The sequence below is a fragment of the Afipia sp. GW823-FHT06G09 genome, from assembly GCF_058794875.1.
This window is the reverse complement of record NZ_JBXAHF010000001.1, coordinates 1,309,284-1,331,703: the sequence shown is the minus strand read 5'-3', so window position 1 is coordinate 1,331,703 and position 22,420 is coordinate 1,309,284. Positions and strand designations below refer to the sequence as shown.

Annotated in this window: 19 protein-coding genes and 1 pseudogene; 17 read left to right on the top strand and 3 right to left on the bottom strand. The window is 62.9% G+C overall.

Features of this window, described 5'->3' with window-relative positions:
• Nucleotides 1-75: 75 nt before the first annotated feature.
• From AC1Q67_RS06540 to AC1Q67_RS06520, 5 genes are all read left to right on the top strand, one after another.
• Nucleotides 76-2,127, top strand: coding sequence for an elongation factor G (locus AC1Q67_RS06540; RefSeq protein ID WP_492234774.1), 2,052 nt, complete (start codon nt 76-78; stop codon nt 2,125-2,127).
• A gap of 183 nt (nt 2,128-2,310) precedes the next feature.
• The gene (locus AC1Q67_RS06535) at nt 2,311-2,568 is read left to right on the top strand and encodes a helix-turn-helix domain-containing protein (protein WP_492234775.1); all 258 of its coding nucleotides are present in this window, start codon (nt 2,311-2,313) and stop codon (nt 2,566-2,568) included.
• Nucleotides 2,569-2,609: 41 nt separating this feature from the next.
• A complete protein-coding gene (locus AC1Q67_RS06530) occupies nt 2,610-4,325 on the top strand; it encodes a SulP family inorganic anion transporter (protein WP_492234776.1) in 1,716 nt (571 codons plus the stop codon).
• Between the two features lie 81 nt (nt 4,326-4,406).
• Nucleotides 4,407-5,240, top strand: a complete 834-nt coding sequence (locus AC1Q67_RS06525) for a shikimate dehydrogenase (RefSeq protein WP_492234778.1) — start codon at nt 4,407-4,409, stop codon at nt 5,238-5,240.
• 69 nt (nt 5,241-5,309) lie between these two features.
• Nucleotides 5,310-5,621, top strand: a complete 312-nt coding sequence (locus AC1Q67_RS06520) for a hypothetical protein (RefSeq protein WP_492234779.1) — start codon at nt 5,310-5,312, stop codon at nt 5,619-5,621.
• Nucleotides 5,622-5,741: 120 nt separating this feature from the next.
• Here AC1Q67_RS06520 and AC1Q67_RS06515 read toward each other — a convergent pair whose 3' ends face one another.
• The gene (locus tag AC1Q67_RS06515; protein WP_492234781.1) at nt 5,742-6,917 is read right to left on the bottom strand and encodes an alpha-hydroxy acid oxidase; all 1,176 of its coding nucleotides are present in this window, start codon (nt 6,915-6,917) and stop codon (nt 5,742-5,744) included.
• Nucleotides 6,918-7,005: 88 nt separating this feature from the next.
• Between AC1Q67_RS06515 and AC1Q67_RS06510 the strand changes: the two genes are divergently transcribed.
• The 12 genes from AC1Q67_RS06510 (at nt 7,006) to AC1Q67_RS06455 (ending at nt 20,853) form a co-directional block, all read left to right on the top strand.
• Entirely contained in the window at nt 7,006-7,170 is a 165-nt protein-coding gene (locus AC1Q67_RS06510) for a hypothetical protein (protein WP_192817771.1), read from the top strand.
• A 59-nt stretch (nt 7,171-7,229) separates the two neighbouring features.
• On the top strand, nt 7,230-7,406 hold the full coding sequence (locus tag AC1Q67_RS06505; RefSeq protein WP_192817770.1) for a hypothetical protein: 177 nt from the start codon (nt 7,230-7,232) through the stop codon (nt 7,404-7,406).
• A 211-nt stretch (nt 7,407-7,617) separates the two neighbouring features.
• Nucleotides 7,618-8,967, top strand: coding sequence for a phosphoglucosamine mutase (gene glmM / locus AC1Q67_RS06500; protein WP_492234782.1), 1,350 nt, complete (start codon nt 7,618-7,620; stop codon nt 8,965-8,967).
• 251 nt (nt 8,968-9,218) lie between these two features.
• Nucleotides 9,219-10,460, top strand: coding sequence for an MFS transporter (locus tag AC1Q67_RS06495; RefSeq protein ID WP_492234783.1), 1,242 nt, complete (start codon nt 9,219-9,221; stop codon nt 10,458-10,460).
• A 331-nt stretch (nt 10,461-10,791) separates the two neighbouring features.
• A complete protein-coding gene (locus AC1Q67_RS06490; RefSeq protein WP_492234784.1) occupies nt 10,792-11,613 on the top strand; it encodes an outer membrane protein in 822 nt (273 codons plus the stop codon).
• 156 nt (nt 11,614-11,769) lie between these two features.
• Entirely contained in the window at nt 11,770-12,597 is an 828-nt protein-coding gene (locus tag AC1Q67_RS06485) for an outer membrane protein (protein WP_024578131.1), read from the top strand.
• Nucleotides 12,598-12,708: 111 nt separating this feature from the next.
• Nucleotides 12,709-13,287, top strand: coding sequence for a glutathione S-transferase family protein (locus AC1Q67_RS06480; RefSeq protein ID WP_024578130.1), 579 nt, complete (start codon nt 12,709-12,711; stop codon nt 13,285-13,287).
• A 172-nt stretch (nt 13,288-13,459) separates the two neighbouring features.
• The gene (locus AC1Q67_RS06475; protein WP_024578129.1) at nt 13,460-14,086 is read left to right on the top strand and encodes a flavin reductase family protein; all 627 of its coding nucleotides are present in this window, start codon (nt 13,460-13,462) and stop codon (nt 14,084-14,086) included.
• Nucleotides 14,087-14,227: 141 nt separating this feature from the next.
• The gene (locus AC1Q67_RS06470) at nt 14,228-15,400 is read left to right on the top strand and encodes a phosphoserine transaminase (RefSeq protein WP_492234785.1); all 1,173 of its coding nucleotides are present in this window, start codon (nt 14,228-14,230) and stop codon (nt 15,398-15,400) included.
• Nucleotides 15,401-15,523: 123 nt separating this feature from the next.
• On the top strand, nt 15,524-17,113 hold the full coding sequence (gene serA, locus AC1Q67_RS06465) for a phosphoglycerate dehydrogenase (RefSeq protein WP_492234786.1): 1,590 nt from the start codon (nt 15,524-15,526) through the stop codon (nt 17,111-17,113).
• A gap of 161 nt (nt 17,114-17,274) precedes the next feature.
• Nucleotides 17,275-18,963 (top strand): methyl-accepting chemotaxis protein, encoded by a 1,689-nt coding sequence (locus tag AC1Q67_RS06460; protein WP_024576137.1) that lies wholly within the window; start codon nt 17,275-17,277, stop codon nt 18,961-18,963.
• 201 nt (nt 18,964-19,164) lie between these two features.
• A complete protein-coding gene (locus AC1Q67_RS06455; RefSeq protein ID WP_492234787.1) occupies nt 19,165-20,853 on the top strand; it encodes a methyl-accepting chemotaxis protein in 1,689 nt (562 codons plus the stop codon).
• A 24-nt stretch (nt 20,854-20,877) separates the two neighbouring features.
• On the opposite strand, the pseudogene AC1Q67_RS06450 reads toward AC1Q67_RS06455, so the two are convergent.
• Nucleotides 20,878-21,235 (bottom strand): annotated as a pseudogene (locus AC1Q67_RS06450) (GIY-YIG nuclease family protein).
• Nucleotides 21,236-21,309: 74 nt separating this feature from the next.
• On the bottom strand, nt 21,310-22,302 hold the full coding sequence (locus AC1Q67_RS06445) for a Bug family tripartite tricarboxylate transporter substrate binding protein (RefSeq protein ID WP_492234788.1): 993 nt from the start codon (nt 22,300-22,302) through the stop codon (nt 21,310-21,312).
• Nucleotides 22,303-22,420: the final 118 nt, after the last annotated feature.

Below are 22,420 nucleotides of genomic sequence, written 5' to 3'. Positions count from 1 at the left end.
TGTTCCGGCGGCGACCGGATGAACCCTTCGCCGGGAAGTGCTCGATGCGGGCCGTACTCCATGAGGAGACGGCAAATGGGACAAGACAACCTGAGAAGTCCCCGTGGTCCCCGGTGCATTGCGCTGGTGGGCCCATTCCAGAGTGGCAAGACCACGTTACTTGAAGCGATCCTGGCCCGGACCGGGGCCATTCCCAAAGCAGGCACCGTTGAAGCATGTACCACCGTCGGGGATCAGTCTCCGGAGGCGCGTAACCATCGCATGAGTGTCGGGCTGACAGCCGCGACCACCACCTTCATGGGCGACAGCTACACCTTCATCGATTGTCCGGGGTCCGTTGAATTCGCGCACGACATGCGTGCCGCGCTGCCGGCGGTCGATGCCGCGGTCATCGTGTGCGAGGCCGACGAGCGCAAGCTGCCGCAATTGCAGATCATCATGCGCGAGCTCGAAGACCTCGGGATTCCGCGCTTCCTGTTCCTCAACAAGATCGACAAGGCGAACAAGCGCATCCGCGAAACGCTGGCGACGTTGCAGCCGGCCTCGCGCACGCCGCTGGTATTGCGTCAGATTCCGATCTGGAAAGGCGATCTGATCGCCGGATTCGTCGACCTCGCGCTGGAGCGCGCCTTTGTCTATCGCGAGCACATGCCGTCCGAGGTGATCGATCTCGATGCCGGCGATCTCGACCGCGAGAAGGAAGCCCGGCTCACCATGCTGGAGAAACTCGCCGATCACGATGACCGGCTGCTCGAACAGTTGCTGGAAGATATCCCGCCGCCGCGCGATGCGGTGTTCGACGATCTCGCCAGCGAACTGCGCGAGGGGCAGATCTGTCCGGTGCTGCTCGGCTGCGCGACGCGGGAGAACGGCGTGCTGCGGCTGATGAAGGCGCTGCGCCACGAAGCGCCAAATGTCACGGCCACCGCCAAGCGCCTCGGCGTTGACGACGAGAAGACGGGACTCGCCTACGTGATGAAGACCACGCATCTTCAGCATGGAGGCAAGTTGTCACTGGCGCGTGTTCTGCGCGGGCACATTACCGATGGCGACACTGTGCTGTCGTCAGGCGGCGGCAGCGGCCGCGTGTCGGGAATCTCAATCCCGAATGGCGGTGCCGACGGCAAGCGTGCATCCGCGGCTGCCGGCGAGACGGTTTCGCTCGGCAAGCTTGATCCGGTCCACACCGGCGAGACGCTGACGACGGGCAAGACCACGCCCGCTGCGCTGGCCGATGTCACGGCGACGCCGCCCGTTCTGGCGACGGCGCTGTCTGCGCTGGATCGCAAGGACGACGTCAAGCTCGGGCAGGCGCTCACACGTCTGGTCGAGGAAGATCCGTCACTGAGCGTTGTCCATAATCCTCTCACGCACGAAATGGTGCTGTGGGGACAGGGCGAGATGCATCTGCGTGTCGCGGTTGAGCGTTTGAAGGACCGCTTCGGTGTCACCGTGAAGCAGCATGCGCCGCCGGTCGGCTATCAGGAGACCATCCGCAAGACGATCACCCAGCGTGGACGTCACAAGAAGCAGTCCGGTGGCCATGGCCAGTTCGGCGATGTGGTGCTCGACATCAAGCCGTTGCCGCGCGGCAGCGGCGTGGTGTTCCGGGAAAAGATCGTCGGCGGCGCGGTGCCGAAGAACTACATCGGCGCGGTGGAGGAAGGCGTCGGCGACGGCATGATGCGCGGGCCGCTCGGCTTCCCGGTGATCGATCTCGAAGTGACGCTGACCGACGGCTCGTATCACAGCGTCGACTCCTCCGATCAGGCGTTCCGCACGGCGGCGCGTATCGGCGTGACCGAGGCTCTGCCGCAATGCGCGCCGGTGTTGCTGGAGCCGATCCATGTGGTCGAGATCGTCTGTCCGACGGAGGCGACTGCGAAGATCAACTCCATCCTGTCCGGGCGGCGCGGCCAGATTCTCGGCTTCGACACCCGCGACGGGTGGACCGGCTGGGATCGGGTGCGGGCCATGATGCCCGAAGCGGAGATCGGCGATCTCATCGTCGAACTGCGCTCGGCCACCGCGGGCGCCGGCGGCTTCACCCGGCAGTTCGACCACATGTCGGAAGTGACCGGCCGCGCGGCGGAGCAGATCATCGCCGCGCATCGCGCCGCAGCGTAGCGGGCAACGTCGCGCAGGCGACGAGCCAGAAATGAAACTGGTCGCCTCTCCCCGGCCGCGGGAGAGGCGACAATCAAAGTTCCCTGTCAAAAATCAGCGTGCAAACGGTCTTATGTGATGTATTATACATCACTAAGGCCGTTTTTTAGTTGCATCCTGGCCTGCCAGAATGGAATCCTGCCATTGATTACGTCATCGCAGATGCGCGCCGCGCGGGCCCTTCTGGGCATCGACCAAAAGACTCTCGCGGAACTGTCCGGTGTGTCGCTTCCCACCATCCAGCGCATGGAAGCCAGCGGCGGCGTTGTTCGCGGTGTTGTCGACTCGCTGACCAAGGTCGCCGATGCGCTGAATCGCGCGGGCATCGACCTGATCGGTGACAACGCCAGAAGCGAAGGCGGGGGCCGGGGTGTGCGGTTCAGGGAGCCGTCGCAAAGTTAGAGGGCCGGCGGTGCGCCGGCGTGAGACGCGGGCGCAAATACATGGATGCATCGGGAACACAGGCGCGGCAGCCGCAGCCAACATTCGCCGAACTGTACACGCCGAAATTCGTCACCGTCCTGCGCGAAGGTTACGACCTCGATGCCTTCCGTGCCGACGCTGTCGCCGGCCTGACAGTTGCCATTGTCGCGCTGCCGCTGTCGATGGCCATCGCGATTGCCTCCGGCACGACGCCTGATCGCGGCCTCTACGCCGCGATCTTCGGCGGCTTCCTTGTTTCGCTGCTCGGCGGCAGCCGTTTCCAGATCGGCGGTCCCGCGGGGGCGTTCATTGTGCTCGTCGCGGCATCGATGGCGCGTCACGGCATCGAGGGCGTGCTGCTGGCGACGACGATCGCCGGGCTTATCCTGATCGTGGCCGGATTTCTCAAGCTCGGCACCTATATCAAGTTCATTCCCTATCCGGTGACAGTGGGCTTCACCGCAGGCATTGCGGTCATCATCTTCGCCAGCCAGATCCGCGATCTGCTCGGCATCACACTCGCGGGCAGGGAGCCGGGCGAACTGATCCCGAAGCTTGAGGCGCTGGGGCGCGCCATCGGCACCACGAATATCGCGGCCGTGGCGATCTCGGCCGCAACCGTCGTCATCATTTCAGGCCTGCGGAAATTACGACCGGCCTGGCCCGGCATGCTGATCGCCGTCGTCGTGACCGGTCTCGCGGCAGCGTTGCTGTCGCTGCCGGTGGAAACCATCGGCACGCGTTTCGGCGGCATTCCGCAATCATTTCCGGCCCCGTCGTTTCCCGTCATCACATGGGCGAAGATTCAGGCGGTGCTGCCGGATGCGATGGCTTTCGCATTGCTCGGCGCGATCGAGTCGCTGCTGTCCGCCGTGGTCGCCGACGGCATGACCGGCCGCCGTCATCGCTCCAACTCTGAACTGGTGGCGCAGGGTTTTGCCAATATCGGCTCGGCGTTGTTCGGCGGAATCTGCGTCACCGGCACCATCGCACGCACCGCCACCAATGTCCGCGCCGGCGCGCGCGGGCCGATCGCCGGCATGCTGCATTCGGTGTTTCTGCTGGCCTTCATGCTGCTGGCTGCTCCGCTCGCGAGTTACATTCCGCTGGCGACGCTGGCGGGCGTGCTCGCCGTGGTGGCGTGGAACATGGCGGAGAAGCATGAGTTCGCGACACTCATTCGCTCGTCATGGGGCGATGCCGTCGTGCTGCTCGCGACATTCCTGCTCACCGTGTTCCGCGATCTCACCGAAGGCATCGTGGTCGGTTTCGCGCTTGGCGCGCTGTTGTTCATCCACCGCATGTCGCAGATCACCGGCATCGACACCTACGCGCCGCTCACCGTCGACGACAAGGCCGACAGGTCGAACGGCGACCGCGAACCCTACGATCCCGCCCTCGCTGCGGACCGCGACATTATGGTCTATCGCATCAGCGGTGCCTTCTTCTTCGGCGCGGTCGCCGCCGTCGCGTCCGTGCTTGATCGCCTGTCCGGCTACAAGGCGCTGGTGATCGACTTCAAGGCGGTACCGCTGCTAGACTCCACAGCGGCGAATGCCATCGCGCAGATCGCGGTCAAGGCGCGGCGTCATGGCGTGCGGGTGTTCATCACCGGCGCATCGCCTTCCGTACGGCGAACGCTGCTGTCCTATGGCGCGCGGCCGCCACAGGCGAAATACCGCTCCGACATTGCGAGCGCCGTCGCTGAAATCAAACGGCTGGATCAAACGATTTGACAGCGCCGGGGGCTGCGTGATTTGACCGATCCACGTACGCATTTGATGCAGATGCGGGTTGATCGAACCGGAGCGCGATTTGTGAGTGTGACACCTGCCGCATGTCTGATCGGCTGGCCCGCGGCGCATTCGCGCTCGCCGCTGATCCATAAATACTGGCTGAAGTCCTTCGGCATCGACGGCGACTATCGCATCGAGGCGGTGGAGCCGGCGGCGTTCGCGGATTTCATCGGAAACCTTGCGGCGCGTGGCTACAAGGGCGCCAATGTCACCATCCCGCACAAGGAGCAGGCGCTCGCACTCTCGGCGCCCGATGCGCGTGCGCGGGCGGTGGGCGCGGCCAACACGCTCTACTTCAACGGTGGTGACCTGCATTCGACCAACACCGATGTCGAGGGCTTCATCGGTAATCTCGACGCCAGCGCGCCGGGCTGGGATCGCACGGAGGACGTGTTGGTGCTCGGCGCGGGCGGTTCGGCGCGCGCAGTGATTTTCGGATTGATCGAGCGCGGCATCAGGCGCGTGCATCTTGCCAACCGGACCGCGTCGCGCACGCGGTTGCTGGCAGATCAGTTCGGCGCGCAGGTGCAGCCGCTGGCATGGGAGCGCGTCGAAGACGTGCTGCCGCGCGCGGGTCTCCTGGTGAATACCACCTCCCTCGGCATGAAAGGTCAGCCGCCGCTGGAGGTGAATGTCGGTGCGCTCCCGGCAGGCGCGACCGTCGCTGATCTGGTCTACGTGCCGCTCGAAACGGATCTGCTGAAGGCAGCCAAGGCGCGCGGCCTGAAAACCGCCGATGGTCTCGGCATGCTGCTGCATCAGGCCGTGCGCGGATTTGAACTGTGGTTCGGCAAACGCCCTGTGGTGACGCCGGAACTGCGCGCGCTGGTCGAAGCCGACCTGACACGAAGCTAGATCCGCGACACCGCAACAGCTTGAGATTCTCACCGTACGACGCTAAAGGGGCGCCTTCAGCATGAAGGGATGTCTGTGAACAGAACCGGAAAATTCGTCGTGCTCGCCGCGCTTGCGCTGGTGATCTACAGCGCCACCACCGTTTATCAGGGCGCGCAGGGCTTCAACCCGGCGTTCATCGAAGACGTCAAGAAGCGCATGCAGGATGACTTTGCTGCCAAGAACATCACCGTCACGGAAATCAATATGCTCCGTCGCGGTCCCCGCGAACTTGCCGGCTTTGTGAAGCTGAAGACGCCGGGCTCGAACGAAATTGAGCAGAAAAACTGCACGGCGACCATGGCCGAGGACAAGGTGACCACGTCCTGGAGTTGTCAGTAACACCTGCGGGACGAACGCGGTCATCGACCGCACCGTCGCAGGCAATGATGGCCTCACCCCGCCGATGTGAACTTTACCTCTCCCCGCGAGCGGGGAGAGGTGAAGGAATCAATCCCCGATTCAATTCCGCGGGCTGCTCACCGCGTTGGTCTGCATGTAGTCCGTCAGCACGCGGCGATCGATCTCGTTGATGTGGTTGATTCCGGTAAGGCCCATCGTGGTGCTGAGCTCCTTGCCGATCAGATCGAGCGCCAATTCCACGCCGGCCTGTCCGCCCGCGCCGAGGCCATAGATATAGGCGCGGCCGATCATGCAGGACTTGGCGCCGAGCGCCAGCGCGCGCATCACGTCCTGGCCGGTGCGGATGCCGCCGTCGAACATGATCTCGGTTTGCGAGCCGACATCCTGCACGATCTCCGGCAACACCGAAATCGAAGAGGGTGCGCCGTCAAGCTGACGTCCGCCATGGTTCGAGACCACGATGGCTTCCGCGCCGGTCTTCACAGCTTCACGCGCATCGACGACATCGAGAATGCCCTTGATGACGAGCTTGCCGGGCCAGATCGAGCGGATCCACTCGACATCTTTCCAGTTCAGCGACTGGTCGAATTGCGACGCAACCCACGCCGAGGTGGAGCCGAGATCGCCCGCGCCCTTCACATGGCCGGTGATGTTGCCGAAATTCCGGCTCTTCCCTTTGAGCATACCCATGACCCAGGCCGGTTTGGTCGCGAAGTCGATCAGGTTTCGCAGCGTCGCGAGCTTGGGCGGCACTGTCAGGCCGTTCTTGACGTCGGCGTGGCGCTGGCCGAGCACTTGCAGGTCGACCGTGAGCACCAGCGCGCTGCACTTCGCGGCGATGGCGCGCTCGATCAGCGATTTCGCGAAACCGCGGTCCTTCATCACATAAAGCTGGAACCAGAACGGCTTCTCGACATTCGCGGCGACGTCTTCGATCGAGCAGATCGACATGGTCGAAAGCGTGTAGGGAATGCCCACCTTCTGCGCAGCTCGGCAGGCGTAGATTTCGCCGTCCATGTACTGAAGTCCGCCCGAGCCGATCGGGGCGAGGATCAGCGGCAGCGCAGCCGGTTCGCCGAGAATGGTCGTGTTGAGTTGCCGCTTCGAGATGTCCACGAGGATGCGCTGGCGAAACTTGTACTTCTGCATGTCGCTGATGTTGGCGCGCAGGGTTTCTTCCGCATAGGAGCCGCCGTCCACATAATCGAAAAACGGCTTCGGCACGCGGCGCTTGTGAATCTGCCGCAGGTCCTCGATGCAGGTAATGTTCTTCATGGACGCTTCCTCATTGAATTTTTTGTTCCCGCAATCATCTATCATGCTTGCAGCGTGCGCAAACAGCCGTACACGCCAGGAGAGCGCCATGACCACGAAAAAGGCCGATCCGGAAGCCGCCAAAAAGGCTGAGGCAGAAAAGCGCAAACTCGATGACGAACTGAACGAGGCGCTTGAAGAGACCTTCCCGGCCTCCGATCCGGTCAAGCTGACCCAGCCGGATCCGCACGCCGAACCTCGTCCGAAGGACTAAGATCCGGAACAGGCGGCGTCCCGGGACGTTATTCCTGCGAACCCACGCAGGAGCACATCATGGCTGAGGCCGACACCAAGCCGAAAAACCCAAACAAGCCGAAAGACCCGGAGAAAAAGAAGCTCGACGACGAGCTTGAGCAGGGGCTCGAAGAATCGTTTCCGGGGTCTGATCCGGTCAGCGTGACCCAGCCGTCCCCGTCCAGGCACGATGAGGACAGCAAGCGGAAAGGGTAACTCCGGACGATTTTGGAATATTTCTAAAAAAATCAAATAGATGGGTGCCGTCGCCCGATCCGGGCGGCGGTAATGATTCATCATATTATTTGAAGAAATCCGGCCGACAGAGGCTTTATAACGTCCTCTCCGCTAGAATGGGGACATTCGCCAGAGCCAAGCAGGCGCTTTTCGACGTCCTGGCCAGAGACTCGGCGGAGCAGGGGAATTCATGGTGCGCAAATATTTCGGGACCGACGGTATCCGTGGCCGTGCCAACGGTCTGATCACGCCGGAACTGGCTCTCAAGGTCGGGCAGGCCGCCGGGCTGGTGTTTCAGCGCGGCGACCATCGTCATCGCGTGGTGATCGGCAAGGACACCCGGCTGTCCGGTTACATGATCGAGACTGCGATGATCGCGGGCTTCACATCCGTCGGCATGGACGTGCTCCAGCTCGGCCCGATGCCGACGCCGGCCGTCGCCATGCTGACCAAGTCGATGCGCGCCGATCTCGGCGTGATGATCTCGGCCTCGCATAATCTGTTCGACGACAACGGCATCAAGCTGTTCGGCCCCGCCGGCTTCAAGCTGTCCGACGACGTCGAAGCGCAGATCGAACTTCTGATGGACGAGAACCTCGACAAGCGCCTCGCCCAGAGCGCCAGTCTCGGCCGCGCCCGCCGCATCGACGGCGTGCATGACCGCTACATCGAATTCGCCAAACGCACGCTGCCACGCGATTTGAGTCTCGACGGCCTGCGCGTGGTGGTCGATTGCGCCAACGGCGCGGCCTACAAGGTGGTGCCGGAAGCGCTGTGGGAGCTGGGCGCGGACGTCATCTCCATCGGCGTCGAGCCGGATGGCTTCAACATCAACAAGGATTGCGGCTCGACTTCGCCGGAAGCGCTGTCGCGCAAGGTGCGCGAGATGCGCGCCGACATCGGCATCGCACTCGACGGCGACGCCGATCGCGTCATCATCACCGACGAACGCGGCCATGTGGTCGACGGCGACCAGCTTCTCGCCGTGATCGCGCAGAGCTGGAAGGACGACGGACGGCTGGCGAAGCCCGGCATCGTCGCCACCGTGATGTCCAATCTCGGTCTCGAGCGTTATCTGAAAGAGCAGGGCATCGAATTGCTGCGCACACCGGTCGGCGATCGCTACGTGCTCGAGCAGATGCAGAAGGGCGGCTACAATCTCGGCGGCGAGCCGTCGGGTCACATCATCATGTCCGACTTCGCAACCACCGGCGACGGCTTCGTCGCGGCGTTGCAGGTTCTTGCCGTGGTGCAGCGCCTTGGCCGTCCGGTTTCGGAAGTCTGCCACCGCTTCGAGCCGATGCCGCAGATTCTCAAGAACGTGCGCTACCGCACCGGCAAGCCGCTCGACAATCCCGGCGTCAAATCCGCGATCGTCGATGCGGAGAAGCGCCTGAACGGCAGCGGCCGGCTGCTGATCCGCCCGAGCGGCACCGAGCCTGTCATCCGCGTGATGGGCGAGGGCGACAATCGCGATCTCGTCGAGGAAGCCGTGGACATGATCGTCTCGGCTTTGGGGACCGCATCCGCGGCGGCTTAAAATTCTACGTCGTCCCGGCGAATGCCGGGACCCATACTCCCTGTCGATGTTGTTGCGAAAGGATGTCCAATCACGCTGCCCAATTGCGGGCCTCGTGGTTATGGGTCCCGGCATTCGCCGGGACGACGTAGGTCTTTCTCCACCGCAGTCTGATCAATCCGGCACATCAGCCATGGGGAATCGCGACTGGTGACCTCGCCGCCGAATTTGTATTTGAATTCCATTCGATTTTGAATTTGCCGGAAGCTGCCGTGAACAAGCCCGTTATCCTGTCGGAAGACACCCTCGCTGCACCGATCGTTGTCGATGCGCCGCAGGCGCCGCCTGCGACCGCTCCTGCGTTCGCCGTCATCGGCGCCATCAGCTTTTCGCATCTTCTCAACGACCTGATGCAGTCGCTGATTCCGTCGGTCTATCCGATCCTGAAGGACAACTACGCGCTCGACTTCGGCCAGATCGGCATGATCACGCTGGCCTTCATGTTCACGTCATCGCTGCTGCAGCCGCTGATCGGCGCCTATACCGACAAATATCCGAAACCGTTTTCGCTGGCGCTCGGCATGGGCTTCACGTTTGCTGGCTTGATCCTGCTCAGCGTCGCGCATCATTACTGGGTCATCCTGGTGGCGGCCGGTCTGGTCGGCACCGGCTCAGCCGTTTTTCATCCGGAATCCTCACGCATCGCGCGCATGGCATCGGGCGGCCGTGTCGGCATGGCGCAGTCGGTGTTTCAGGTCGGCGGCAACTTCGGCAGCGCGATCGGTCCGGTGCTGGCCGCGCTGATCGTCGTGCCGTTCGGGCAGGGCAGCATCGCGTGGTTCTCGCTGGTTGCTGCGCTCGCCATCGTGATCCTCTGGCGGATCGGCCGCTGGTACAAACCGCGTGTCGCGCAGCGCAAGAGCGCCCATGCGGTGGCAGGGGAAGAGCGGTCGTCGGCGCGCACGCTCGTTGCGCTGACCGTGCTGATGGTGCTGCTGTTCTCGAAGGCGTTCTACACGGCGAGCATCGGCAGCTACTACACGTTCTTCCTGATCCAGAAGTTCGGCGTCACCACGCAGGCATCGCAGATCTATCTGTTCCTGTTCCTCGGCGCGAGCGCGGTCGGCGTGTTCTTCGGCGGGCCGCTCGGCGATCGCTTCGGCCGCAAGTACGTCATCTGGTTCTCGATCGTCGGTGCGCTGCCGTTCACGCTCGCACTGCCTTATGTCGGCCTGCTCTCCAGCGCGGTGCTGAGCATCCTGATCGGATTCATCATCTCGTCGGCGACGCCCGCGATCATCGTCTATGCGCAGGAACTGATGCCCCATCGCCTCGGCATGATCTCCGGACTGTTCTACGGCATGGCGTTCGGTTTCGGCGGGCTCGGCGCCGCGGTGCTCGGCCAGATCGCGGACTGGAAGGGCATCGACTTCGTCTATCAGGTCTGTGCCTTCCTTCCGACCATCGGCCTGCTCGCGATTTTCCTGCCGCAGATCAACCGCCACAAGCTCTGATCCGCCTCGTCATTGCGAGGAGCGCAGCGACGAAGCAATCCAGCTTGTCCAAGAATGGATTGCTTCGCTTCGCTCGCAATGACGGAAGAGTCTGATGCAGACTTCGCCGCCATTGCGTCAGCATTCCTGACTCATCCGTCAACACATCGTTAGGATTTGCGGCGCGCGATGCCGCGCGCGTTGTGTAAATGTTTACCGTCTCGCTTAAGCCGGATTAAAAATCACGGTTAAGAATTAGGGTTAAGTGCCGCTTAAGCATTTGGTGCCATGGTCCGCTCATGAGTTTTGAGCGTGAGGCTTTGTCTGTCTCACCGGCGAAAGGACCGGACCAATGCGTACTCTGAAGAATCTTCTTGCCGCTGGCGCGGCGACATTCATTTCCTCGGCGGCTCTCGCGGCCGATCTGCCGCCGCCGCCCATGTATGTCCCGCCTCCGGTTGAAGATTTCGGCGGCTGGTATCTGCGCGGCGACATCGGCTTCAGCAATCAGCAGGTCAAGCGCCTCGACAACGCGCTGTACTACACGCCCGGCACCACGGTGCAGAACACCGGCCTCGGCTTCGACAGCGCAGGCATCTTCGGCCTCGGCGTCGGTTATCGCTTCAACAACTGGTTCCGCGGCGACATCACCGGTGAGTATCGCGGCAAGGCTAACTTCCACGGCGTTGACGTCGTGTCGTTCAACGGCGCGCCGAGCAGCACCAACACCTACACCGGCAGCAAGTCCGAGTGGCTGGTTCTGGCCAACGTCTATGCGGATCTCGGCACCTGGTGGTGCATCACGCCGTTCGTCGGCGTCGGTATCGGCGGCTCCGCCAACACCATCTCGGGCTTCACCGACACGGGACAGCCTGCTCCGAGCCTGGCATTCGGCCCGACCGCGACGAAATGGAATTTCGCCTGGGCCGTGCACGCCGGTCTTGGCTACAAGGTCAATCCAAGCCTGACCCTCGAACTGGCCTATCGCTACGTCGATCTCGGCGACGGCATCACCGGCGACATGTACGCTTGGGACGGCACCAACAACGTCAACAACCCGATGCACTTCAAGAACCTGACTTCGCACGATCTCAAGTTCGGCGTGCGCTGGGCGATCGATCCGGTGCCGGCTTACGCTCCGCCGGTGCTGCCGCCGCTCATCCGCAAGGGCTGATCGGATTTCTTCTCGCTTTGTCTCTCCTGCCAAACTCAAACGGCGCGGATTTTTCCGCGCCGTTTTCTTTTGCGCGAACAGCGCAGCGATAACGAATGATTAGGGTTAACGCGGCATGATCGAACGTAGTTAAGCGTTTATGACGGGAGTTTCGTGATGCGTCGGATCGTGTTGGCGATGATGATGGCGGGAGCCGTGCAGGGGGCGCAGGCCGCCGACTATCCCGAAGATCCGCCGGTCCTGCGCGGAATGCTCCGCGAAAGTCCGCGCTATGTCAGATGGCAAGGCTTCTACGTCGGCGGGCAGGTTGGCTACGGCGCATCCGACATGAATTTCACCGGCTCGAACAGCGCCATGACTGCGAGGCTTCTGGCGAACACGGTCATCGAAAACGGCATGCAGGTGTCGCAGTGGCCGTTGTTCATCGGCAAGGCATCGGACAAGCGATCGGCGTTCGGCGGGTTCGCCGGCTACAATTCGCAGTGGGGCGATGTCGTGGTCGGCGTCGAGGCCAGCTACCTCCACGTCAACTTCAACGGAAACTCAACGGCCTCCGCCTCGCGCATCTCAGGCGCGACGCTGAGTGACGGCAATTTCCACGCGGTAACCGCAACGTCCACCGGTTCGATGGAAATCACCGACATGGGCACGATCCGCGGCCGCGCCGGTTACGTCTATGGAAACTTCCTGCCGTATCTGTTCGGTGGCGTGGCGCTGGGCAATGCCAATATCACCCGCTCCGTCACGGTCACGGATCGCTGGGGCTTGACCCAGGCCGACGCATTGGCGGCTGCGCCTGCCACGGTCAGCGCCAAGGATACCCAGGGCAACCATCTGCTGGTCGGCTATTCGGCGGGCGCCGGTGTCGACATGATGCTGTTCGGCAATATCTTTGCGCGCGCCGAATACGAGTATGTCCGCTTCTCGGGCTCGATCGACACCAATGTCAGCACCGTGCGCGGCGGTCTCGGCTACAAGTTCTGATCGCGCGGTAATCCGAATTCGCTTTTGCGGCTCCTGTCGTTGACAGGGGCCGTTTTGCCTGTTGGGCTGTCGTTCCGTCTGCGGCAGGGCAACCATCGGGAAGGTGCGGTCATGAAGATCTATGGCGATCTGAAATCCGGCAATTGCCTGAAGGTGAAATGGGTGTGCGACAAGCTTTCGCGCCGTTACACCTGGGTCGATGTCGACACCATGAAAAGCGAAAGCCGCACGCCCGAGTTTCTCAGGCTCAACGGCGCGGGGCAGGTGCCGGTGCTCGAACTCGACGACGGGCGCACGCTGGCGCAGTCCAATGCGATCATCCGGTATTTGGCGCGGGGCACCGACCTGATCCCCGCGGAGGCGTTCCTGTCGGCGAAGATGGATGAGTGGCTGTTCTGGGAGCAGTACAGCCACGAGCCGTATATCGCGGTCTGCCGGTTTCAGATGGTCTATCTCGGCAAGTCGCTGGGCGATCTTGATCCGGAGAAGGTCAAGCGGGGCTATGCCGCGCTGGCGCTGATGGAGCACCAGCTTCAGAAAACGAAATTCTTCGTCGAGGATGTGTTCTCGCTCGCGGATGTGGCGCTGCTGGCCTACACCCGCGCGGCCCATGAGGGCGGCTTCCATCTCGACGGCTATGACGCGGTCAAGCGATGGATCGGCGAGTCCGAAAAGCGGCTCGGCCTCTAAAGCCGGGCGCGGAAGGACGCCGCAGACCCCCCATGCAAAGCGTCAAGCGGGCTTGTGCGGCGTTGTAAGTTCTAAAAAAGCATTTACTGTCCCCGTCTGTCAGACTTGCGAATTGCAAGTTGTTTGAGAACGCAGCGGCGTATGCCGATACGGCTTCGCGCGAGGGGGGTCCATGCAGTTCGATTTCGAAGCAATGAAACCCGGCGAGCGTTACAAGCTGCTATTGGCCACCGTATTGCCGCGCCCGATCGCATGGATCACCACGCGCGACGGCAATGGCGCCGTGAATGCCGCGCCGTTTTCGTTCTTCAATGTGTTCGGGTCCGACCCGGCAACCGTCGGCGTCGGCATCGGCAGCAAGGGGCCCCGCGAGCCTAAGGACACCCGCGCCAACATTCGCGCCAACGAGCAGTTCGTCGTGAATCTGGTGCCTTACAGCCTCGCCCAGCAGATGCGGATCACATCGATCGCATTTCCCAAGGGCGTGGAGGAGCCGCTTGAGGCGGATCTGAAACTCGTTCCCTCGGAGCGGGTGGCGGTGCCGCGGATCGCAGCCTCCCCGGTCTCGATGGAATGCACCTTCATGCAGGAGGTGGCGCTCGGCGGCTTCAGCCTCGTGCTCGGCCGTATCCTGATGATTCACGTGCAGGATCACGCCGTGATCGACGCCGCGCGGCAGTACATCGACGCGGAAAAACTCGATCTGATCGGGCGTATGGAAGGCGGCTGGTACACCCGCACGACGGAGCGCTTCGAGATGCCCAATATCCCGCTGGAGGAGTGGCGCAAGCCAGCCTGACCGGGGGCGGGGAGGGCGTCTGCATCCCAGCTTTGTGAATGAAGCCGGGCGAAGTTTCTTGACGAAATCCGAAACCTTCCATATTCACGGCGGCGGGACACCTCCCCCCAACGGGAGGCTAGCTATCTGGAAGGATAGATTATGACTGTAGCGAAGCCCGGCTCAAAGCCGAACGTGCCGCATTTTTCCTCCGGCCCCTGCGCCAAGCGCCCCGGCTGGAACCCCCAAAATCTCAAGGACGCAGCCCTCGGCCGTTCGCATCGTGCGAAGGTCGGTAAGGCGAAACTCAAGCTCGCGATCGAACTGACGCGCGAAGTGCTTGAGGTGCCTGCCGACTACAAGATCGGCATTGTGCCCGCGTCCGACACCGGCGCCGTCGAAATGGCGCTGTGGTCGCTGCTCGGGCCGCGCCCTGTCACCACCATCGCCTGGGAATCCTTCGGCGAGGGCTGGGTCAGCGATATCGTCAAGGAATTGAAGCTCAAGGACGTCGTGAAGCTTCACGCCGGCTATGGCGAGATTCCGGATCTGTCGAAGGCCGACAGGAACTCGGACATCGTGTTCACCTGGAACGGCACCACTTCCGGCGTGCGCGTTCCGAATGCCGACTGGATCAAGGCCGACCGCGAAGGCCTGACCATCTGCGACGCCACCTCCGCCGCGTTCGCGCAGCCGCTCGACTGGCCGAAGCTCGATGTCGTGACCTTCTCCTGGCAGAAGGCGCTCGGCGGCGAAGCCGCGCACGGCATGCTGATCCTCTCGCCGCGCGCTGTTGCACGGCTCGAGAGCTACACGCCGCCGTGGCCGTTGCCGAAGATCTTCCGCATGACCAAGGGCGGCAAGCTCAATGCCGGCATCTTCGAAGGCGAGACGATCAACACACCGTCGATGCTCTGCGTCGAGGACTATCTCGATGCGCTGAACTGGGCCAAGTCGGTCGGCGGTCTCAAGGCGCTGATCGCGCGTGCCGACGCCAACACCAAGGTGCTCGCCGACTGGAAGGCGAAGACCCCGTGGGTGGACTTCCTTGCGGCCGATCCGGCGATCCGCTCCAACACCTCGGTGTGTCTGAAGGTGATCGATCCGGCGATCACGGCACTCTCCGCCGATGCGCAGGCGGATTTCGCCAAGAAGCTTGTCGCCGCCGTCGAGAAGGAAGGCGCCGGTTACGACTTCGCGCACTACCGCGATGCGCCCGCGGGCCTTCGCATCTGGTGCGGCGCGACGGTTGAGGCCGAGGACGTCGAGATTCTGACGCAGTGGATCGACTGGGCTTTCGCCGAGACCAAGGCTTCGCTCGCCAAGGCGGCGTAACTTTCCATCACGTTCGATTGTCATGGCCGGGCTTGACCCGGCCATCCATCAAAAAGATGGACCCGCGGGTCAGGCCCGCGGGTGACGTTCAGCAAATGCATCAGCTTTTCAGGATCACATCCCATGACCAAACCAAAGGTTCTCATTTCCGACGCACTTTCCCCGGCCGCCGTGCAGATCTTCAAGGATCGCGGCGTCGAGGTCGATTTCCAGCCGGATCTCGGCAAGGACAAGGACAAGCTCGCCGAGATCATCGGCAACTATGACGGCCTCGCCATCCGCTCCGCCACCAAGGCGACCGCGAAGATTCTCGAGAAGGCCAAGAACCTGAAGGTCATCGGCCGCGCCGGCATCGGCGTCGACAACGTCGAGATTCCCGCCGCCACGGCGAAGGGCATCATCGTGATGAACACGCCGTTCGGCAACTCGATCACCACCGCCGAGCACGCCATCACACTGATGCTGGCGCTGGCCCGCGAAATTCCCGCCGCCGACGCCTCGACCCAGGCCGGCAAGTGGGAGAAGAACCGCTTCATGGGTGTCGAAATCACCGGCAAGACGCTCGGCATCATCGGCGCCGGCAACATCGGTTCGATCGTTGCCGACCGTGCGCTGGGCCTGCGCATGAAGGTGATCGCGTTCGATCCGTTCCTGTCGCCGGAGCGCGCCAAGGACATCGGCATCGAGAAGGTCGAGCTCGACGACTTGTTCAAGCGCGCCGACTTCATCACGCTGCACACCCCGCTCACCGACAAGACCAAGAACATCATCGACGCAACCTCGATCGCGAAGATGAAGCAGGGCGTGCGCATCATCAATTGCGCGCGCGGCGGTCTGGTCGATGAGCAGGCGCTGGTCGATGCCCTGAATTCCAAGCATGTCGCGGGCGCTGCCTTCGACGTGTTCGTGGAGGAGCCGGCCAAGACCAACGTGCTGTTCGGTCATCCGAATGTCATCTGCACCCCGCATCTCGGCGCCTCCACCACGGAAGCGCAGGAGAACGTCGCGTTGCAGGTCGCCGAACAGATGTCGGATTACCTGCTGACCGGCGCGATCTCCAACGCCGTCAACTTCCCCTCGATCACCGCGGAAGAAGCACCGAAGCTGAAGCCGTTCATCGAACTCGCCGAAAAGCTCGGCTCGTTCGCGGGCCAGCTCACCGAAACCGGCATCACCAAGGTCACGATCACCTATGAAGGTGCTGTCGCGGACATGAAGATCAAGGCGCTGACCTCTGCGGCGCTGACCGGCATGCTGCGTCCGATGCTGGGCGACGTGAACGTCGTCTCCGCGCCGGTGGTGGCGAAGGAGCGTGGCATGGTGGTGGATGAAGTCACCCGAGCCGCCCGCAGCGACTATGAAAGCCTCATCACGGTGACGGTGGCCACCGAACGGCAGGAGCGTTCGGTATCGGGCACGGTCTATCATGACGGTAAGCCGCGCCTGGTCGACATCAAGGGCATCCGCGTCGATGCCGAGTTCGGCAAGTCGATGATCTACATCACCAACGAGGACAAGCCGGGCTTCATCGGCAAGTTCGCTTCGCTGCTCGGCGACGCCAAGATCAACATCGCGACCTTCCATCTCGGCCGCAACGAGCAGGGCGGCGATGCCATCGCGCTGGTCGAGGTTGACGGCGCGGTGCCGGCCGATGTTCTCGCGAAGGTGGCGGCGCTGCCGCAGGTCAAGCAGGCCAAGGCGCTGTCGTTCTAAGCGGGATATCGCAGCACCGGATATGAACGGGCCGGAGTTCTCCGGCCCGTTTGCGTTTGGGCGTTTTCCGAAGGCGGTACGGGGTAACCAACACGAAAGGAAGTTTCGGTAACTGATGTGTCGAACCCGTGCAGAAGCGCGGTCCCGCATCGGAGAAGCCCGTGAAATTTCTGAAGAATCTTCCGATCACCCCCAAGCTCGGTATCCTGGTGGGTGTCGCCGTCGTTGGTCTGTGCGTGGCCGGCCTGTTTGCCGCCTACATGATGAAGAGCGAACTGCTCAGCGCGCGCGAGGCGCAGACCCATGCGCTGGTGGAAACCGCACGCAACGCCGCGATCGGGCTGCAAAAGCAGGTAGAAGCCGGGAAAATGACCAAGGAAGCCGCCATCGAGGAATTCAGCCGTTTCGCGCGGACGATGACCTACGACAACGGCACCGGGTACATGTTCGTCTACACCATGGACGGCATCGCGCTGGCGACGCCGGATTCGAAGCAGATCGGCACCAACCGTCTCGATATCGAAACCGGCGGCCGCAAGCTGGCGCGCGAACTGCGCGACGGCGTCGCCGCCAAGGGCGATGTCACGCTGCGCTATGAATACGAGAAGCCTGGCACCAAGGACCTGATCCGCAAGGTGTCCTACGCGGGGGCGATTCCCGGCTGGAACATGTTCGTCGGCACCGGCGCCTATCTCGACGATCTCGATGCCAAGCTGATGCCGATTGTGATTGCGCTTGGTCTTGCCATTCTCGCCATTGCCGCCTTCGCTGGCGCCATCGCCTGGCTGATCGGCCGCAGCATCACGGTTCCGCTGGGCCAGCTCGGCGCCCGCATGCAGTCGCTCGCCGACGGCAAGCTGGACGACGCTATCCCGGCCCTCGACCGCCGCGACGAGATCGGCAAGATGGCGGCGACGGTTCAGGTGTTCAAGGACAACGCCATCCGCATCCGCGGGTTGGAGGAGCAGGAAGCGGAGCGCCAGAACCGCGCCGCCGCCGAGCGCCAGGAGATGATGAACAATATCGCCAGCAGCTTCGAGAGCAGCGTCAACGGCATCGTCCGCTCGGTGGCGACATCGGCGGCCGGCATGCAGACGACGGCGGAATCCATGACCTCGTCGGCCCGCGATGCCAGTGCCCGCGCCGCGACGGTGGGCTCGGCTTCGGAGAAGGCCTCGAACGACGTCGGCACCGTGGCCGCCGCTGCGGAAGAGCTGTCCAGCTCGGTCGCGGAAATTTCGCGTCAGGTCAGCCAGTCGAACGAGATCGCCACCAAGGCTGTCAGCGATGCCGAGCGCACCAATGCGACGGTGCAGGTTCTGTCCAGCGGCGCCGAGAAGATCGGCGAGGTGGTGCAGCTCATTCACTCGATCGCGGCGCAGACCAATCTGCTCGCGCTCAACGCCACCATCGAGGCGGCGCGTGCCGGTGAGGCTGGCCGCGGCTTTGCGGTCGTCGCATCGGAAGTGAAGGCGCTGGCCAACCAGACCGCCAAGGCCACCGAGGAAATCTCGGCGCAGGTCGCGGCGATGCAGGCGACCACCAGCGATGCGGTCGTTTCGATCCAGGGCATCACCGAGACCATCGCGCGCATGAGCGAGATCACGATGAACATCTCCAGCGCCGTCGAAGAGCAGGGCGCTGCCACCCGCGAGATCGCACGCAACATCCAGTCGGTGGCGGCGGGATCGACCGAGATCAGCGACCACATCGGCGGCGTCAGCGCGGCCGCGGCCGCGACGGGTACGGCGGCGTCGGACGTTCTCTCCAGCGCACGCGACCTCGACCAGCAGTCGGGCATGCTGCGGGCTGCAGTGGACGAATTCCTCGGCAAGGTGCGGGCGGCGTAATCTCCGGAAGCATCGAATACCATCTAACGAACAGGAAGCGGGGCTGCTGAAAGGCAGCCGCGCTTTTTTGTCTCAGTACGTGCGGCGTTACCTGTGGGCGTCAGGCGGACGACGGGTAAGAAAGATTCAACAGTCTTTCTATAAAAGAAGTGAATTCTTACTTCTGGCGCGAGCCTGCGCCGATTTTCCCGGAGAAGCCGCGTGAAATTCCTGAACAACTGGCCCGTCGCCTTGAAGCTTGGCGTTCTGGTGTGCGTGACCCTGATCGGTTTGTGTGCGGCGGGCTTTTTTGCCGCGCGCATGATGCAGAATGAAATGTTCAGCGCGCGGAAGGAGCAACTCCGCGCGATCGTCGATACCGCGAAGAATATGGCAATCGGATACCAGAAGCAGGTCGAAGCCGGGAAGCTGACCAAGGATGCCGCGATCGAGCAGTGGGTTCAGCGGATCCAGAACATGACCTACGACAACGGCGCCGGCTACATGTTCGCCTATACGATGGATGGTATCGCGGTCGCAGTGCTCAACCCGAAGCAGATCGGGACCAGTCACCTCGACAACGAAGTGAACGGCCGCAAGTCCACCCGCGAAATGCGCGACGGTGTTGCGGCGAAGGGCGATGTCACGATCGACTACTTCTGGCAGAAGCCGGGCCTTCCGGAATTGTCACGGAAGATATCTTACGCGGCCGGAATTCCGGGCTGGAATATGTTCGTCGGCACCGGCGCCTACGTCGACGATCTCGACGCCAAGCTGATGCAGATCGTGATGGCGCTGGGCGCGGCGATCCTCGGTATCGGCGTGATCTCCGGCGCGGTGGCCTGGTTCGTCGGCCGCAGCATCACCCGTCCGCTCGGCCTGCTCGGCCTGCGCATGAAGACGCTGGCCGATGGCGAACTCGAGCAGGAAATCCCGGGCATCGGCCGGCGCGACGAGATCGGTTCGATGGCGGAAACGGTGCAGGTGTTCAAGGACAATGCCGTTCGCATGCGCGATCTTGAAAGCGCCGAAGCCGCGACGCGCGAGCGCGCGGCGGAGGAGCGCAAGGCCGCGATGCATGCCATCGCGCTGGAGTTCGAGAGCAGCGTCAACGGCATCGTGCGTTCGGTGGCCTCATCCGCCGCGGGCATGCAGACCACGGCGCAATCGATGACCCATTCGGCGACCGACGCCAGCGCCCGCGCGGCGACAGTGGGCTCGGCCTCCGAGAAGGCCTCGAACGACGTCGGCACTGTGGCTGCGGCGGCGGAAGAGCTGTCGAGTTCGGTCGCGGAGATTTCGCGTCAGGTCAACCAGTCGAATGAAATCGCTTCCAAGGCGGTGGCGGATGCCGAGCGCACCAATGCGACGGTGCAGGTTCTGTCCAGCGGCGCGGAAAAGATTGGTGAAGTCGTGCAGCTCATTCACTCGATCGCGGCGCAGACCAATCTGCTCGCGCTCAACGCCACCATTGAGGCGGCGCGCGCCGGCGAGGCGGGCCGTGGTTTCGCCGTGGTGGCGTCCGAAGTGAAGGCGCTGGCGACGCAGACCGCCAAGGCGACCGAGGAGATTTCGGCTCAGGTTGCGGCGATGCAGGCGACCACCAGCGATGCGGTGGTGTCGATCGGCGGCATCACCGAGACGATCACGCGCATGAGCGAGATCACCATGAATATCTCCAGCGCCGTTGAAGAGCAGGGCGCTGCCACCCGCGAAATCGCGCGCAACATCCAGTCGGTGGCGGCGGGTTCGGCCGAGATCAGCGATCACATCGGCGGCGTCAGCGCGGCGGCATCGGCCACCGGCAATGCGGCGTCGGTCGTTCTCACCAGCGCCCGCGATCTCGACCAGCAATCGGGCATGCTGCGTTCGGCGGTGGATGAGTTCCTCGGCAAGGTGCGGGCAGCGTGATGCCTCGGTGGCGAAGTATCGCTACTACAAACAAGATGTCGTCCCCGCGAAAGCGGGGACCCACCTTTTCTTGGAAATTCCTGAGATGGCGAGGTCAGACAGGTCTCGCCAATCCGGATTGTTCTTTTCGATGAGTTCGATCTTCCAGGCCCTGTTCCATTTCTTGAGCTGCTTCTCCCGGCGAATGGCATCTGAGGGCGTGTCGTACCCTTCAACATAGACAAGACGATTAACGGCATAGCGTTGCGCGAATTCCGATCCGCGTCCGCCCTTGTGCTGAGATAGCCGAAGAGCGAGATTGTTTGTAATGCCGATAGAGCGTGCCGTTGGGTTGGCTCGCGAGAATGTAGACGTGGTACGTCACCCCGTCTTCGGTCACCACAAGTTCGCTTACAGGCTATGGGTCCCCGCTTTCGCGGGGACGACATCGGGGATTGCTCGAAAGTCAGCTTTAACTCACTGCTTCTCGATCTTGGCTTCGCGGATCAGCTTTTCCCACACCACCAGCTGCTCCTTCAGGAATTTGTCGAAGCTCTCGGGCGTGCCGGAAAAGGCCTCCATGCCGCGGCCGGCCAGTTCCTTTTGCATGTCGGGCCGCTCGATCACCTTGCGGATCTCCGCATTCAGCTTTGTCACGATATCCTTCGGCATGTTGGCCGGGCCGAGATAGCCCTGCCATGAGGTGATGTCGAAGCCCTTCACGCCGGCTTCGTCCATGGTGGGAAGCTGCGGCAGCAGTGCGGAGCGCTTGATCGTCGTCACCGCCAGCGCCTTCAGCGCGCCCGCGTTGACATGGGGAAGTCCGGTCGGGACGTCGACGAACATCATGCTCACGCGGCCGGCGATCACGTCGGTCAGCGCCGGCGGCGAACTCTTGTAGGGCACATGCAGCAGGTCGATGCCTGCGAGCGTGGCGAACGTCGCGCCGGAGACGATGGCTGACGAACTGCCGCTGGCGTAGGAGTATTTGCCCGGCTCCTTCTTGGCCAGCGCAACGAGGTCGGCGACCGAATTGACCGGCAGCTTCGGATCGATCACCAGCATGAACGGCAGGTCGCCGGTGCGCGCGATCGGGGTGAAGTCCTTGATCGGATCGTACGTCATGTTCTTCAGCAAATACGGATTTGCCGAATGCGACGTGTTGGTGGTGACGAAGATCGTGTAGCCGTCCGGCTCGGAGCGCGCGACGTAGCTCGCCGCGATCGAGCCGTTGGCGCCGGGCTTGTTCTCGATCACGATGTTGGCGCCGAGACCGGTGGCGAGTTCCTTCGAGATCAGGCGCGTGGTGGTGTCCGTGCCGCTGCCTGCGGCGAACGGCAGCACCAGCGTGATGTTCCTGCCCGGTGCGGGCCACGCCGTCTGCGCAGCCGATGGTCCGGCAGCCAGAACGCCCGCCGTGACGGCCAGCGCCAAGGTCATTGGTGATATCGTTGATTTCAGGAAGTTCATGGATGGTGTCTCCGCCCTGTCATTTCTTTATGCGCCGGTCGTCATGTCACCGGGCGGTGACTGCGCCGAACGCTTGGGGCAGAGATTGCGCGAAGTTGCGCGGGATTGCCAGCGAGTG